Annotated in this window: 13 protein-coding genes and 1 pseudogene; 6 read left to right on the forward strand and 8 right to left on the reverse strand. The window is 58.2% G+C overall.

Going from position 1 to position 15,098, the window contains the following annotated elements:
• From DBR47_RS07325 to DBR47_RS07335, 3 genes are all read right to left on the reverse strand, one after another.
• A partial coding sequence (locus DBR47_RS07325; RefSeq protein ID WP_231512180.1) for an STN domain-containing protein occupies window positions 1-467 on the reverse strand: 467 nt, incomplete at its 3' end.
• Window positions 468-546: 79 nt separating this feature from the next.
• Window positions 547-1,599 (reverse strand): FecR domain-containing protein, encoded by a 1,053-nt coding sequence (locus tag DBR47_RS07330; RefSeq protein WP_370454884.1) that lies wholly within the window; start codon window positions 1,597-1,599, stop codon window positions 547-549.
• Between the two features lie 2 nt (window positions 1,600-1,601).
• Complete coding sequence (locus tag DBR47_RS07335) at window positions 1,602-2,282, reverse strand: RNA polymerase sigma factor (protein WP_231512182.1); 681 nt, start codon at window positions 2,280-2,282, stop codon at window positions 1,602-1,604.
• A 539-nt stretch (window positions 2,283-2,821) separates the two neighbouring features.
• On the opposite strand from DBR47_RS07335, the gene DBR47_RS07340 reads away from it, so the two are divergent.
• Entirely contained in the window at window positions 2,822-3,610 is a 789-nt protein-coding gene (locus DBR47_RS07340) for an autoinducer binding domain-containing protein (protein WP_124448512.1), read from the forward strand.
• Window positions 3,611-3,689: 79 nt separating this feature from the next.
• Here the strand turns inward: DBR47_RS07340 and DBR47_RS25460 are convergent.
• Window positions 3,690-3,893: pseudogene (locus tag DBR47_RS25460) on the reverse strand (integrase core domain-containing protein); the annotation flags it as partial.
• Window positions 3,894-4,494: 601 nt separating this feature from the next.
• On the opposite strand from DBR47_RS25460, the gene DBR47_RS07350 reads away from it, so the two are divergent.
• Entirely contained in the window at window positions 4,495-4,728 is a 234-nt protein-coding gene (locus DBR47_RS07350) for a transposase (RefSeq protein WP_255420718.1), read from the forward strand.
• Window positions 4,729-4,976: 248 nt separating this feature from the next.
• Here the strand turns inward: DBR47_RS07350 and DBR47_RS07355 are convergent, their stop codons facing one another.
• From DBR47_RS07355 to fmdA, 3 genes are read right to left on the reverse strand one after another with little or no spacing between them, the layout of a single operon-like run.
• On the reverse strand, window positions 4,977-5,492 hold the full coding sequence (locus tag DBR47_RS07355) for an AmiS/UreI family transporter (RefSeq protein WP_124448517.1): 516 nt from the start codon (window positions 5,490-5,492) through the stop codon (window positions 4,977-4,979).
• Between the two features lie 43 nt (window positions 5,493-5,535).
• Window positions 5,536-5,877 carry a zinc ribbon domain-containing protein gene (locus tag DBR47_RS07360; RefSeq protein WP_124448519.1) on the reverse strand — a complete coding sequence of 114 codons (342 nt, stop codon included), beginning with the start codon at window positions 5,875-5,877 and terminating at the stop codon, window positions 5,536-5,538.
• 16 nt (window positions 5,878-5,893) lie between these two features.
• Complete coding sequence (fmdA, locus tag DBR47_RS07365) at window positions 5,894-7,126, reverse strand: formamidase (protein WP_124448521.1); 1,233 nt, start codon at window positions 7,124-7,126, stop codon at window positions 5,894-5,896.
• Window positions 7,127-7,355: 229 nt separating this feature from the next.
• Here fmdA and DBR47_RS07370 point away from each other — a divergent pair, with 229 nt between their 5' ends.
• Together DBR47_RS07370 and DBR47_RS07375 are read left to right on the forward strand one after the other, a co-directional pair.
• Window positions 7,356-10,772: an ATP-binding protein gene (locus tag DBR47_RS07370; RefSeq protein WP_124448523.1), complete on the forward strand. Its 3,417-nt coding sequence runs from the start codon at window positions 7,356-7,358 to the stop codon at window positions 10,770-10,772.
• On the forward strand, window positions 10,765-11,682 hold the full coding sequence (locus DBR47_RS07375) for a response regulator transcription factor (protein WP_124448525.1): 918 nt from the start codon (window positions 10,765-10,767) through the stop codon (window positions 11,680-11,682). Before DBR47_RS07370 ends, DBR47_RS07375 begins: the two co-directional genes overlap by 8 nt.
• 8 nt (window positions 11,683-11,690) lie before the next feature.
• On the opposite strand, the gene DBR47_RS07380 is transcribed toward DBR47_RS07375, so the two are convergent.
• Entirely contained in the window at window positions 11,691-12,800 is a 1,110-nt protein-coding gene (locus tag DBR47_RS07380) for a substrate-binding domain-containing protein (RefSeq protein WP_124448527.1), read from the reverse strand.
• Between the two features lie 169 nt (window positions 12,801-12,969).
• Here DBR47_RS07380 and DBR47_RS07385 point away from each other — a divergent pair, with 169 nt between their 5' ends.
• Both DBR47_RS07385 and DBR47_RS07390 read left to right on the forward strand, forming a co-directional pair.
• A complete protein-coding gene (locus tag DBR47_RS07385) occupies window positions 12,970-13,530 on the forward strand; it encodes a formate dehydrogenase subunit gamma (protein ID WP_124448529.1) in 561 nt (186 codons plus the stop codon).
• A complete protein-coding gene (locus tag DBR47_RS07390; RefSeq protein ID WP_124448586.1) occupies window positions 13,527-15,089 on the forward strand; it encodes an NADH-quinone oxidoreductase subunit NuoF in 1,563 nt (520 codons plus the stop codon). Before DBR47_RS07385 ends, DBR47_RS07390 begins: the two co-directional genes overlap by 4 nt.
• Window positions 15,090-15,098 lie beyond the last annotated feature (9 nt).

Consider the following 15,098-nt stretch of genomic DNA (forward strand, 5'->3'; position numbering starts at 1 on the left):
GCGCCTTGGCCAGAAGTGCTATCCACGGCGGCCAAACTTGTACTCGCCAAGGGTGTGGGCTCAAGTCCCGAGCGCGTCGCTGGCGATGAAGGTGATGTGGCGCCACTCGGGGCTGCTGCAGGGCGAACCACGATTGAACCATCGTTCATGACGACAGTCGCCAAGCCTGAGCCCTCCAAGGCTTGAGAAATGGCCTCCGCAGCGGTCAACTGACCTGCTACCGCGCGAGAGGTCCGACCACTTACCTTGCCAGGGTCAAAGACAATGGACACGCCCGTCTGACGTGCGATGGCTCGCAGCGACTCTGCCAAGGGCTGGGATGGTTGATCCACCCGGTAGCGCGCAGCAGGATTGGCTTCAGTGGCACTTGAAACGCCAAAGAAAACGAACATTGCAAGGAAGGCGCCCTCCCGAAAACAATGCTTGCCCTTTACCCCTCGAATACGATCCAAGACCTTGCTGAACATCTTTCGCTCCCCTCTCGTTGCCCATGTCGGTGATAACGAGATAACGAGCCGGATCTGCGGATCTCAGCCAGGGCATGCCCTACTGCGAAAGTGCCAACTCCAACCGTCCTGCATGCTCTCGGACCATCAGGCCGTACAGGCTTGCAACAGAATTCGCAAATCCTGGGTTGTCGCCCGTTTTGTAGAGACCGCTGATCCTCAAGTTCGCCAAGGCACCCTCCTCGCGCAAGACGATAGGCGTTCGGCTGTATCGATTCATCTCCATCACAGCCTCAGCCAATGACACGTCTTCGAACAAGGCCTCGCTGTGCCGCCATGCAATCAACTGTTCGATATGTGGACGATCCAGTTGAGGGGTGCTCACCGCCTGCACCTTACCTACGGCCTGAAACAAGCGCACGCGATCACCCGCTTGCATCAAAACGGACGCTGAGGGGGCCATCGCAGACGGCGTTTCGACACCTGCTGGGCGAACCGTCAACTGACCCTCCAGCAAAGCCACCTCGAGTGCAGCGCCGTCTCCGGCGGTACGGCTTCCAAGCCGAACAGAGAATGCCGTGCCCAAGGCCTCGACTTCGCTGCCTAACACCCTCACGACAAAAGGTCGTCGCGCGTCCTTGGCCACTTCGAAGTAGGCCTCCCCTCCCAAAAGGCTAACCCTCCGTCGAAGCGAGTCCATCTCCACCAGAACTTTCGTATTGGTGTTCAAAGACATACGGGTTCCGTCGTCAAGAACCGCTACATGTTGCTCTCCAATCTTGGTCACGAACTCCTCACCCTGCTGCCAAAACGACAGTGACAAGCCCGTGCCAAGGATGCCCAAGGCAAGTAGCGCCGCAAAGAATAGTTTTCCGCTTGTGGGGCCCTTGCCCAAGCGTTTCGCTGGCAAGGCATTGGCGAAAGCGTCGGCCAAGCTCACACGAGGCACCGACTCCCAAACGTCGGTACATCGCTCGAATGCCAGACGATGGGCCGCAGAGGCTGCTTGCCAAGCCCGGCACTCTCGCTCCATCTGTGGTGAGCGATCGGGCCCGTGCAGCCGGGCAATCCAAACTGAAGCCTCGGCAGCAATCTCCGGCGTCACTCGAGGCTCTGGCTCCTCACCCAAGTTTTGCATTCCAGGCGCGTCCATGGCTACCAACCTTCCATAAAGCGAGCCAGCACCAACGTGGCTTTGGCGATCTGCTTTTCCACTGAGCTCACGCTCAAGCCATGTTCCTTCGCTATGTCTCGGTAGCTCGTTCCGTTCAAGCGATGGGCCAGAAAAATCTGTTGGGTTCTTGGGTCAAGACTTGCAAGGCATTCGGTCAAGCGGGCCAGCCTCTCCTTGCCCAGCAAGATGGCCTCGACCGCCGGTGCGGCGTCTACCAGTACCTGTTCCTCGGTCGGCACGTGCACGAACTGATGCCTGCCGCTTCGGAATTCATCGATAGACAGGTTCAGCGCCGCCCGCATCAAAAATGCCTCGGGCTGGTTGACCTTCTGGTCGCGCTCATAAAGTGCAAGTCTCAACCAAGCCTCCTGAACCAAGTCCTCAGCTTCTTGACGCGTACGACCGCGGTGCATCAGCACGGCCTTGACTCTCGCCAAAGCAGCCTTCCAATTTGTGATCATCGCCGTCCACAGCCAAGTATCGAAGTCAGGACCTTGACAGAGCATCTTAGGATCAAGGCACGAGCAAACTCGGCAAGACCTTTTCGGCAGCTTGGCCTGCAACGCATCAAAGCAGTACACCGAACGAAAGCAAGGCTGTTCACTGCCGCGGAAGTCGCCGGCGGTTACGCCTGAGTTCACAAGCAGCAGTCGGCGGGCCAAGCCAAGAATTCGGCGCAATTACCTAACTCACCATTGCATAGACTGCAGGAAGTTGACAAATGAAGGGGCCAAGAAACTGATCTTGCCATCGTTCATGCTCTAGCTTCAGGCTGAACCGAACGTTCCTCATCGCCGTTCAATTAGGCCTTGATCTGAAAGGCCGGAACAGCCACCATGCGCCCCAAAGAAATGGGGTCGCTGTCTATCGGATAGCGATGTGCGCGATTTGCGCCCGACGGCAAGTGTTCGCCCTTCTTACTCAGAGGAGGTAGCTGTGAGATATCCAGCCAAGAAAACTCTGTCGTCCCCCTCTCGCGGGTGCCGTAAAGAAACTGAGCCACGCCGCGTTACGCCACTGAGTCTCGTTTCAGTTCCAAAGGGCGTTGCTGCCGGGCGGATCCGACAAAGTGCGGGCAACGCCAGAATCGAGTCTTGGGCACTGTTCGAGTCTCGGGAATCGTTTGAGGCTTGCTTGGCTTGCGACCCACTTCGATTCGAAGAACCGCTTCTCTTCGCGCAGGTCAAAAGGGAGTTCGACCATGCCTTCGATCGATCAAAGTTCCTCAAGCTCGATACGAACCAGCGCCAAGTCCAAGGACTACGCCGAACATGCACTTGAAGCCATCGTCCAAGTTCCTCATGCAAGCGACCCTCCGGCCTTGCTTGCTTGCCTGGCTCACGCCACAGAGGCCATTGGCGCAACTGGAAGCGTCTACACGGCAGTCATCCCGGAAGACGGGAGTGCCCCCTCCTGCTTCAGCCTCTTCGCCTGCAACCCCGTGTTTGCGCAGGAACAAAGTCTCCAAGGCCATTTGCTAGAGCACCCCTGGCTACGATTCGCGCAGTCGCATTCAACGCCGGGAACCCAACACCAGGTCTTTTCTCAGCATGACGCCGATAGCGAAGCGTTTGCCCTGGTCAGTCGCTATGGTTTCCGTTCATGCCTCATCGTGCCCACCCAGGCCGGCCAAAACGTCAACCGGTACGAAATGCTTTGCCTTGGTAGTGATCAGGCGGATGACTTTGAAGGAATGGAAGCTCGCATCGTCCGCACACTGGCAAGGTCCCTCGCAGCAGAGCTCCATGACTGGCTTACCCACTACCTCCAGCAACGACTCCAGTCAGACGCAAGACTTCATGAGGGGGACTTGAATTTGTTGGCGATGGAATGGCGCGGGCTCGGATCCAAGGAAATTTCAGCGAGAACTGGGATGAGCGTCGCCTCGGTCGACTCAAGATTTCAGCGCATCAACACACGGCTGAACTGCTCAAGCCGAAAAGCCTCAGCGAAGAGGGCAGCAGCCTACGGTCTGCTCGAGTCCGCATAAAACCATGGAGAAGGACAGTCTGAACAACGAATGACCAATGCCAGGAGTTCTTTGTGGCTGGGCGCCGAAGGCTTCCCTTTCAAGTAGACAGCCGAATACTGGAATTTGCGGCAGTGGATAACCTGGGCAGGAACTGCGTCGGGGGCAGTCCACCCATATAGATTCGCAGCCAGTCATCAGAAGTGTGCGCGACCTGCTCGATGCTCTTGAATACGCAAGCGTTCAAGACCTCACGCCGGTACGTCCAGTTAAATCGTTCCATGTAAGCATTTTGGTTGGGTCGCCGGTTTCGAAGTGATTGAGCTTGATGTCCTTAGTCGATGAAGTAGTGGCTTGAAATCTCCGGCCCCTAGTGCACCACACCGTTCGATCAAGCGAGCTAGGGTTCGAGTCAACCGAGCCGATGGAATTGCGATGCCGGCCTCGATACATAGCCCCTCCTGCTTGACCAAGCAACTTGCCGGCCGAGGAACTGTTGACCAGGAAGTGGAACTCGACCTCTCCTGCACGAATTTTCATGAACACGTTAAGCAACGCCGCTTCCCTCAGCCCTCCCCGCCTCGGTGACATTTGACTTTTGAAACCGACATCCTCGCAATCTTGCTGGGTAGGTTGAGGCGGAGCATGCGATTCACAGGCTGGCGACTTCAATCTTGAAACCAAAGCACAGCCTGGCCCTCCTCAAAATCACCTTCGGCGCCGACGGCAGAGTCGTGTCAAAGGCTGAGCTTGCGGGTGACTCCGGTCACAGCGCACACCGTTGAACTGTGTCCCCTGGCGAGCCAATTCTTTGAGCACGCCAGGCGTGAGCGTGCCATGCCGTCCAGCGGTTTAATTTTCTTCAACTTCTGGGGGGGCAGTTCAACCCCGGGGCGGTTCACTACCTGATCTCGCAGAGGAGCAAGCTCAAGCTCTATGTCGAAGACGGCCGCCACAGCATCTGCAACAAGGCTCAGGAGGATGCGATCCTGCCCTTCTGCATAGGTCGCTGCAAGTGGCTATTCGCCGACACGGTGGCCGGTGCCAATGCCAGCGAAAACTTGTACTCGTTGCTGCAAACGAGCCAAGTCGATGGAATCGCCGGCTATCACTACCTGAGGTCGCTGTTCATCGCGTAGCCCAAGGCAGCAACGGCTGGCGACTATGCCGAAATGCTGCCCTGGCGGATCCATTTGGCTGAAGCCTGAGAAAGTCCTACCCTGCCGTCGCAGCGACGAAAAGGTAGGGGTTCCTTGAGCGCTTACCGCCAATCCAAGCCCCAGCAAGAAGCCATCTGGTGGCATTTGCTGCTGAGCGTATCGGCCTACTTCGGACCATCGAAATGGTTCCTCTACAGCCAATCAGGTCCATCGAGGCTGGATCCACCCTACTTGAGCACGCCGTTGAGCATGAGGTAGCCGGGAAGCCAGCCCGTCAACACGCCTTGCACCAGCGTCACCGCTCCGGTCAGTTTGGCGATGGGTTTGTTCAGGGCTAGCAACATAAAGAACATCAGCCATAGAACGGCCCAAGCGGCCCAGCACAGACCCAGCCAAACATTCAATGCCGAATTGGCGCCATTCAGGGTATCGAATGCCACAGGTATCGCGGTGATACCTACAAACAGGCAAAACCATCCCAAGCCTCTGCCATCCGCACCGTTGTAGCGGTTGATCGCTACCCACAGATAGGTCAACGTGAACAAGAGCGTCAAAGCCGCACCCTTGATAGAAGCTGCATCGGCCCCTGGCCCAAATGCCGAGTAGGCCGCTACCGTCAGAGTGACGCCACCTACAAAGACGTTGATGACAGAGATCTCCTTGTCACCGACACGACCCAGTAACCATAGACCGTTGAGGCATAACACAGCCCCCACGTAGAGCAAAGATAGGCCTAGAAGCATGATGGACCTTTGAAAGATGGAGGGGCGAGCCAGTTGGGCTTGATCAATGGCTGATCATCCAGGGGCGCTTTGTTGGGAATCCCTTGGCTCCATTGGCCGTCGTTACAGTGGCACCACGTCGGCCAGGTGAGCAACAGGCGCAGCCCGAGGGGTGTCGCAGCCGAGCGTAGTCGCCCGAACGTTTGGGTTCATTGGAGGCTCGTTCGTTGGTTTCCATTGCGAACAAACGCTCAGGCTCCATCTCACTCAAACGCGAGCCCTGCACCCAAGTTCTGCTACTGGACCTGGCGCAGGAAGGACAAGCGGCTGGGTGATCGCGTTCGGCCATGGGCCGCAGAACGTCAAACGGGCCGCATGTCCCGCATTGGTAGTCATAGATCGGCATGGTTGCGGCCTTGGGTTCAACGGAGATCAGGCGACAAAGGCATCTGAACGGATCCGTCCAGATGCTTGATAGGGCCTAGCGCGTTTGGATTGATATCGAAGTCGAAGATCTGCGTTGGCAGCCACAAAGTGGCGCAGGCATTGGGAATGTCGACCACACCACTGATATGCCCCTGCACCGGTGCCACACCAAGGATGGAATGAGCCTGCGCACCCGAGTAACCAAATTTTTTCAGGTACTCAATCGCGTTCAGGCAGGCTTGGCGATAGGCAACATGCACATCCAGGTAATGCTGTTTGCCGTACTCGTCGACCGAGATACCCTCGAAGATCAGGTAGTCGTTGTAGTTGGGCGTGATGGGACTGGGCTTGAAAATCGGGTTCTTGATGCCGTAAAGAGCCATACCACCCTTCAGTATGCTGACCCGCATATGGACCCAGCCGGCCATCTCGATGGCACCGCAGAAGGTGATCTCTCCATCGCCTTGGCTGAAGTGCAGGTCGCCCACACTAAGGCCTGCTCCATCCACATAGACCGGAAAGAAGATCTTCGATCCACGTGAGAGGTCCTTGATGTCGCAGTTGCCACCGTGCTCACGGGGAGGGACCGTGCGTGCGCCCTCAGCAGCGACTTTCTCCCGGCCGGGACCCTTGAGTTTGCCCAAATGGGCGGTCGCAGCAGATGGCGGGGCGGCCAGCGGCGGCACCCGGTCGGGGTCAGTGGCGATGAAGGCCAACTCCCGCTCGTTCCACATGTCCAACATCTTCTGATCGGGCAGACAGCCGATCAGCCCGGGGTGAATCAGTCCTGCGAAATTGACGCCTGGCACATGACGAGAATTCGTGAACATGCCGTGGAAGTCCCAGATCGACTTCTGAGCTTGCGGAAAATGCTCGGTTAGAAAGCCGCCTCCATTGTTCTTGCTGAAGAAACCGTTGAAGCCCCAAAGGCTGTCGGACTTCGCGCCAATGTCGAGCAACTCCACGACCAGCAGGTCGCCTGGCATTGCCCCACGCACGCCCACCGGCCCAGACAGGTAATGGACCGTGGTCAGATCGATGTCACGGACATCGTCGGCGCTGTCGTTGTTCTTGATGAAACCCCCGGTCCAGTCATAGGTTTCCAGCACAAAGTCATCACCAGGATTCACCCAGCAGGCCATCGGGATATCCGGGTGCCAGCGGTTATGAACCATCTCATTGCTGGGCGCTGGCTTGGAAAGGTCGACCTTGATCAGAGTTTCGGGCATGGGACACCTCCTGGGGATGGATGAAGGGATGGACTTGAAGGAAGCTTTGAACCCAAGGCTTCACAAGGCCCGATGCTGCGCGCCCCTTTCTTTGCGCCCAATACGTCAATTAACGTAGGCCGAAAAATCGCCAGTCGCACGTTTTGCGTGAAAACCCTTCTTGTAGCTCTCACACCGGCAGCAATAGTCAAGACTCCACGTCTCTAACCCAATCGAGCTCGCCTCGGCCATGGTCACTCAGAAGATCTTCCGCATCCGTCGCGAGTACAACAGCTGGGTCGCCAATGAGTCGATGGAAGACTTCGCCTTACGCTACACCCCGCGGAGTTTTCGCAAGTGGTCGACCTGGCGGGTCGGCAATACGGCCTTCGGAGCCGCCTCCTTCTTGGCGCTGGAAGCAATAGGCGCTGCCATCGCATTGAAGTACGGCTTCTCAAATGCCTTGTGGGCCATCCTCAGCGTCGCCCTGATCACCTTTCTGACAGGCCTGCCCATCAGCTACTACGCTGCGCGCTACGGCGTCGACATGGATCTGCTGACTCGCGGCGCAGGTTTCGGCTATATGGGCTCCACCATCACCTCGCTGATCTACGCGAGTTTTACCTTCATATTCTTTGCGCTGGAGACTGCCATCCTGGCCACTGCGCTGCAGTTGCTAATCCCCCTCCCCCTCACGGTTTGGTATTTGTTGTGCTCCTTATTGATCGTTCCCTTGGTCATACGCGGCGTCACGCTCCTCTCTCAGTTGCAACTCTGGACGCAGCCGCTTTGGGTTTGCCTACTCCTGCTGCCATACCTCGTCATTTACTGGAAACAGCCTCAGCTGTACCAGGACTTCGCTCAGATGAGCGGCCTCACCTCAGGGTCGCATCGTTTCGATCCCATCATGTTCGGTGCCGCATGTACTGTCGCGTTCTCATTGGTCGTGCAAATCGGCGAGCAAGTGGACTTTCTTCGCTTTCTCCCTGAGAAGACCCCTGCCAACCGTTGGCGCTGGTGGACAGCTCTTGTGATTGCCGGGCCAGGATGGATCCTGCCCGGCATGCTCAAGCTCCTGGGGGGCGCCTTCCTGGCATTCCTGACACTTAAGCACGGGCACTCAGTTCTGCAAGCGATGCAACCCACGCAGATGTACCTCAGCGCCTACTCCGCGGTCTTCAGCTCCGCGGCATGGGCACTCGGAGCCACCGTGCTGTTCGTGGTGATCTCGCAGATCAAGATCAATGTCACCAACGCTTATGCCGGCTCGTTGGCTTGGTCTAACTTCTTCGCTCGTTTGACCCATAGCCATCCCGGCCGCGTGGTGTGGCTGGTCTTCAATGTGTTGATCGCATTGCTACTGATCACGCTGGGTGTGTTTCAGATGCTGGACCGGGTGCTCAGCCTGTACAGCAACGTCGCCGTGGCCTGGGTGGGCGCCGTGGTGGCTGATCTGGTCATCAACAAACCCTTGGGGCTGAGCCCGTCCGGTATCGAGTTCAAGCGCGCACATCTGTACGACATCAATCCTGTCGGTCTGGGCGCGATGTTGCTGGGCTCAATCGCCGCAACCATCGCCTATGCCGGGCTGGCAGGGCCCAGCGCTGAGGCCTTTTCATCCTTCATTGCGCTGGGTCTGGCCTTTGTACTCTCACCGCTACTGGCCTGGCTCACCCGTGGGCGCTTCTACTTGGCCCGCCAGCCCCAGCGGCTGGCTGCGCCGGGTGTCAAGCTGGAATGCAGCATTTGCGAACAGGCATTTGAATCGGAGGACATGGCGTTCTGCCCGGCCTACGCAGCGCCCATATGCTCCCTGTGCTGCACACTGGAGTCACGCTGCCATGACAGCTGCAAGAAGCACTCTCGCGCAGCCGAACAAGCAACCCATTTCCTCTCTGCCCTGCTGCCCAGCATCCTGGCCCAGCGCATCAATTTTCGCGTCAGCCACTACTTGCTGGTGTTTCTGTCCATCTGCGCGCTGGTAGGCAGCGTCACCGGTGCAATCTATTTGCAGGCCAGTAGCTCGACTACTGATGCGGCGGCCCGCGCCCTGCTGAGCTCAGCGTTCGCAAAATCCGGCGCCATGCTCTTGCTCATCGTCGCCGTACTGAGTTGGTGGGTCGTTTTGAACAGCCAGGCCAAGCGGCTTGCGCAAGAAGACTCCAATCGACAGAACGAGTTGCTCCGCACTGAGATCGACGCCCACCAGCGCACCGACGCTGCCTTGCAACTCGCCAAAGAGCTCGCCGAGTCGGCGAATTTGGCCAAAACGCGCTACGTCGCTGGCTTGTCTCATGAACTTCGCACGCCACTCAACAGCATTCTGGGCTACTCGAGTTTGCTGTTGAAGCAATCAGAATTGCCAGCCAAAACTAAAGAAGGATTGGGCACCATTCAGCGCAGCGGTCAGCACCTCTGTGAACTGGTCGACGAACTGCTGGACCTTGCGCGCATTGAAGCCGAACGACTGCAACTGGAGACGGTCGCACTTAACCTGCCATTGCTGCTGCAAGACGTGATCAGCATGGTCAGACCGCAAGCCCATGCCAAAGGCCTGCACTTTAGTTTCAGCGGTATTCAAACGCTGCCCGACTGGGTCCTGGCCGATGGCAAGCGCCTGCGCCAAATTCTCATCAATCTGCTGGGCAATGCCATCCGCTTCACACCCAGCGGCGAGATTCGATTGAGCGTTAGCCGCCCGCCATTGAGCAATTGGCTACGCATCGAAGTCAAGGACACAGGCGTGGGCATCGCCGAAACGGACTTGGCCCGCATCTTTGAGCCCTTTGAACGAGGTCAGGAGCGGCCGGATAGCGGTGAACCTGGGGCCGGCCTGGGCCTCACCATTACGGAAAAACTCGTCCGACTGATGGGAGGAACAATTGCGGTCAACAGCCAACTTGGGAAAGGCAGCCAGTTCGTCGTAGATTTGCCCCTTCACACGGCATCGAAGCCCCAAACAGAATCAGCCAATGCCCAAGAGTTCATGGGTTACATCGGCCCGCGACGGCGTCTGTTGATTGTTGATGACCAAGTCGAGCAAAGGGCGCTACTCAAGGACATGCTGTCTCCACTGGGGTTTTCCATTCAAGAGACAAGCAGCGGCCCGCTCTGTCTGGAAATACTTGCCCAGGCCCCACCGGATCTCATACTCCTGGATATCGGCATGATGCCCATGGACGGTTGGGAGACGGCGCAGCTGGTGAGATCAGGCTGCGGCAAGGAAGTCCCTATCATCATGGTCTCGGCCAGCTTGCTTGACAACCTAAATGAGCGCCTTCAAGCCTGCCAATGCCAAGGCTTGGTGGCGAAACCCGTCCGTGAGGCTGAACTGCTACAAGCTATTCAGTCCGCTTTGGACCTGTCTTGGCTGCCATCCCCAGCCGTCGAACGGGCCGATGTGCAAGACATCCAGGATCTCGAAGCCTCTTTGCCCCTTGGGGAAACTGAACGCTTGGCAGCATGGCAAAGCGTGCCACTGGATCTAAGAAAGGCCTTGTTGAAACTGGTTGCCACAGGCCATGTCCGTGGCCTGAGCGAAGCCTTGATCGCGCTGGCGTCAGAGTACCCCGCCACCCAGCCACTGTGTCTTGAGTTGCAAGCCATGCTGAATCGTTTTGAACTCAATGCCCTGCATGCTCAGTTGGAGAAGGCCTGCCATGCCTGAGTCACGGACAGTTCTCCGTTCACCTGATTCCGAGGCCCGCCCGGTTGTGCTGGTGGTCGACGACGCCCCTAGTACGCTTGGCCTGCTTTGCGACGTGCTGGAACAAAGCGGGTATAGCGTTCGCGTTGCGCAAGACGGCGCCAGCGCACTACAACGCCTAAAAATGCTGGCGGTCGACGCCGTTTTGCTTGACGCGCTGATGCCTGGCCTGTCGGGCTTTGAAACCTGCCGACTTATCAAGGCCGATGAAGGCCTGGCCCACATTCCCGTCATCTTCATGACCGGTCTCAGTGACACCACCCATGTCTTGCAGGGTTTTGCTTGCGGTGGCGTCGACTACGTCACAAAGCCCTTGCGCGCCGAAGAGGTGTTGGCGCGATTGAACGCCCATGTGCGCAACGCCAAGTTGGCCAGACTCAGCCGAGAAGCCATGGATGTGGCCGGTTTCGGCGTCCTTCTTTTGGACCGCCAGGGTGAAATCGCCTGGCGCTCACCTGGCGCGAGTCGATGGCTGCTTGAGTACAGTGGGAATCAAAGCTGCGCCAGCCTGCCCACCGCCTGGCGCGCGGCGGTGGGTGAAGACCTTCGAATCAGTTCGCCTCGCCGGCCAACACTGAGCTTGGTCATCAAGAACCTCGGGCCAGTTGCTCAAGGCGAAACCTTGTACCTGCTGTCTCAGTCCAGTCTGGAGGGCAGCAGTTCAAGCCAACTCAATCGCGCAGCCCTAACCTCGCGTGAAGCCGAAGTGTTGTCCTGGTTGTCTAAGGGGAAGACCAACCGGGACATCGCCGAAATACTCGCCATCAGCCATCGAACGGTCAACAAGCACCTAGAGCATCTGTTTGAAAAACTAGGCGTCGAAACGCGTTCAGCCGCTGCCGCCATTGGCGCGATGCATTCTCGCGGCTGAAGACCACGTCAAGCCTGCGTGCCAGTTGCCGTTGGTGCACTTGAAGGTGCCAGCATTGGATAGGCGTCCAGCAAGGAGAAGACTTGCCCAGCCCCGGAAGCGTCGTATCCCGGCAGGCGATCAAGCAGCTGACGTAAAGCCGGATCGCGCAACGCCGCGACCACCTGAGTCATCGCGGGCGAGTCCAGCATGGCTCGTTGACACAGCAAGAAGTAGCGCTCATTCGCCAGGGGTATGAAATCCAGGTGGAACTGCCGGGCTGCGGGTTCCAAGCCAAAGCCGACGTCGGCCATGCCACTGGCAACATAGGCGGCTACCGCCGCGTGAGTGAACTCGCCATGTTCAAAGCCGGCAATGCGCTCGCGCTGAACGGCAGCAATACTCAGCAAGCTCTCCAGTAGCAAGCGGGTTCCCGAGCCAATTTGGCGATTGATGAAACGAACGTCCGGTTTGAGCAGATCAGCCACCTCGTAGATCTTTTTCGGGTTTCCCGCTGGGACCATCAAACCTTGGCGACGTGTTGCGACATCGATCAGGCAGAGATCTTCACCGGCAAACCAGTTGGAGTAATGCTGCAGGGCGGCCTCCTGTAGGACCCCCATCGGGATGTGCAAGCCAGCGGCATCGCAGTCACCGTCCCGCAAGGCTGCTGCTGCCGCTGAGCTGTCACAGTACTTGTGCTCAATCCGCAGGCCCGCCTGATCCAGGCGTTCCACCAAGGCCTCAACGGCATAACCATGGCTGGCATGAATTCGCAGCACAGCCGCCTCGCCAGATAAGACCTTGTGAATCTCGGCTGCCAACTCAGAAGCCAAAGAGTCCAGCACCGGCGTCAGACGGGCAACGATGCGATGGTCAGCCCAGACCAATTTCTCACCCAACAACGAGAGCTTGGAGCCCTTGCCGCGCTCCATATGCAGGAGCGCCGCCTTGAACTGTGATTCGCCCTGCCGAATGAGGTCCCAAGCATGGCGGTAGGACAAACCCATTTGTTGGGCGGCTGCGAGCAGGCTGCCATGGGCCTGCACCTGTACGAGCAAATCCAGCAGACGCGGTGGCAGCGGAGGCTCCCCAAGGGACTGAATTGTCCAGGTGGGTTTGATCGAAATTTTCTGCATGCGGGTGATCCCTTTATGAGCTCAAGTGCATATGAGTGCTGCTGAAGCGCTCATATTGCGGCCCTGCAATCCGGGTGCAAAGATGCCGCGAAGCCGATCGATGTGACTGTTCAAACATGACTTCTTGAGTCCAGTCCCCCCGCCGGCGCCCCCAAACTCAGGAGCAGCCATGCACCCTATTCTGGCAGTCCCCGATCGTCGAATAACTGGACCAAGCGACAAGTCATCAAGTCTTTCCCCAGAGCAATCCGAACTGCTCGCCGACTTGATTCGGAAGCACCAGACACAGCCAGGTGGCTTGCTCCCTCTTTTGCATGCGGTCCAAGACTTGTTCTCCTATGTACCTTCATTTGTCGTACCCGACATTGCATTGGCGCTGAACCTATCAAGAGCAGAAGTTCATGGCGTTCTCAGCTATTACCACTTCTTCCGCACAGAGCCGCCCGGGCACCACGTCGTTCAGATTTGTCGGGCAGAAGCCTGCCAAGCCTGCGGTGCAGATGCGCTGCTGCACCACGCAGAACAGACGCTCAATTGCACGCGCGGGCACACCCGGGACGACGGCGCGGTAAGCCTGGAAGAAGTCTTTTGCTTGGGCCTGTGCGCTTCGTCGCCGGCGCTGCAAATCGACGGTCAAGTGCACGCCCGCGTGACAGAACAGCGATTCAATCAACTGTTGCAAACGCATTGCCAGATTGCAGCACCGGCGGACTTGGGGTCAAACCGATGAGCGCTATCAGAGTTTTCGTACCTCGCGATTCCGCTGCGCTTGCCGTCGGTGCTGATGCACTTGCTGCTGCGCTGCTGGATCAATGCAGGCAAAGAGGCCGGGCGATTGAATTGGTTCGGAACAGCTCACGCGGCATGTTTTGGATAGAGCCACTTTTGGAGGTGGAAACTGCTGGCGGACGCATGGCTTATGGGCCAGCAACAGCGGAGGATGTTGGTGCGCTACTGGATGCCGGCCTATTGGAGGGGGGCGGCCAACACCCACTTGCGCTGGGGCCAACCGAAGCAATCCCATTCCTAGCTCGTCAAGAACGCCTGACGTTTTGCCGCATGGGAATCACCGCCCCCCTGTCTTTGCTCGACTACGAAACCTATGGGGGATGGCAGGGCCTCCGGCGCGCGCTTGCCTTGTCACCAGATGCCATCGTTCAGGAAGTGTTGGACTCCGGCCTGCGCGGTCGAGGCGGTGCAGCCTTTCCCGCAGGCATCAAGTGGCGCACGGTGGCTCAGGCCTCTGCCGCACAAAAATACATCGTCTGCAATGCAGATGAAGGTGACTCAGGCACTTACTCGGACCGCATGACCCTGGAAGGCGACCCCTTCATGTTGATCGAGGGCATGTTGATTGCGGGTTTGGCCGTGGCGGCCACCAAAGGCTACATCTACATCCGGTCTGAGTACCCTCATGCCATTGCCAGCCTTGTCAAAGCAATTGCCCTTGCTCGCCACGCCGGCTTCCTAGGCCCCAATGTGTGCGGCAGCGGCAAGGCCTTTGAGCTCGAAGTTCGCAAGGCTGCCGGCGCCTATGTCTGTGGGGAGGAGACCGCAATGCTGGAGAGCATTGAAGGGCGGCGCGGCATCGTGCGGGCAAAGCCTCCCCTGCCCGCCCTGCAAGGACTCTTTAGCCAACCCACGGTCATCAACAATGTGATCACCTTGGCCAGCGTACCGCTGATCTTGGCCCAAGGATCGAGCTTCTACCGGGATTACGGCATGGGGCGCTCGCGCGGCACCCTGCCCTTTCAGCTGGGCGGCAACATCCGCCATGGCGGGCTGGTCGAGAAGGCCTTCGGTTTGACCCTGCGTGAGCTGCTCTATGACTTTGGCGGAGGGAGTCGCAGCGGACGCCCCATCAAGACCGTCCAAGTGGGCGGCCCCTTAGGCGCCTATGTGCCGGAGTCGCAATGGGATTTGCCCATGGATTACGAGGCCTATACAGCCATAGGTGCCGCCTTGGGCCATGGCGGCATCGTCGTGCACGACGACTCCGCCGACATGGCCCAGCTGGCTCGATATGCCATGGAATTCTGCGCGCTAGAGAGCTGTGGCAAGTGCACGCCCTGCCGCATCGGATCCACCAGAGGAGTCGAGGTGATCGATCGGATCATTCGCGACCAGCACCGCTCCCAGCAGTTGGTCCTGCTGCAAGACCTCTGCGACACCATGGTGCACGGCAGTCTTTGCGCCATGGGCAGCATGACTCCAATGCCTGTTTTGTCCGCACTGAAGCACTACCCGGCTGACTTCGGCATTGCGCCGCCTAGGCCCCAAGCCGCCTGAGGAGCACTC

It is taken from the genome of Paucibacter sp. KBW04 (genome assembly GCF_003852425.1).
In the GTDB taxonomy this organism is placed as follows: domain Bacteria; phylum Pseudomonadota; class Gammaproteobacteria; order Burkholderiales; family Burkholderiaceae_C; genus Paucibacter_A.

Coding starts and splice junctions, on each gene's coding strand:
- DBR47_RS07330 (WP_370454884.1), bottom strand. CDS start 1,599: ATGGACGCGCCTGGAATGCAAAACTTGGGTGAGGAGCCAGAGCCTCGA.
- DBR47_RS07340 (WP_124448512.1), top strand. CDS start 2,822: ATGCCTTCGATCGATCAAAGTTCCTCAAGCTCGATACGAACCAGCGCC.
- DBR47_RS07355 (WP_124448517.1), bottom strand. CDS start 5,492: ATGCTTCTAGGCCTATCTTTGCTCTACGTGGGGGCTGTGTTATGCCTC.
- DBR47_RS07360 (WP_124448519.1), bottom strand. CDS start 5,877: ATGCCGATCTATGACTACCAATGCGGGACATGCGGCCCGTTTGACGTT.
- fmdA (WP_124448521.1), bottom strand. CDS start 7,126: ATGCCCGAAACTCTGATCAAGGTCGACCTTTCCAAGCCAGCGCCCAGC.
- DBR47_RS07370 (WP_124448523.1), top strand. CDS start 7,356: ATGGTCACTCAGAAGATCTTCCGCATCCGTCGCGAGTACAACAGCTGG.
- DBR47_RS07375 (WP_124448525.1), top strand. CDS start 10,765: ATGCCTGAGTCACGGACAGTTCTCCGTTCACCTGATTCCGAGGCCCGC.
- DBR47_RS07380 (WP_124448527.1), bottom strand. CDS start 12,800: ATGCAGAAAATTTCGATCAAACCCACCTGGACAATTCAGTCCCTTGGG.
- DBR47_RS07385 (WP_124448529.1), top strand. CDS start 12,970: ATGCACCCTATTCTGGCAGTCCCCGATCGTCGAATAACTGGACCAAGC.
- DBR47_RS07390 (WP_124448586.1), top strand. CDS start 13,527: ATGAGCGCTATCAGAGTTTTCGTACCTCGCGATTCCGCTGCGCTTGCC.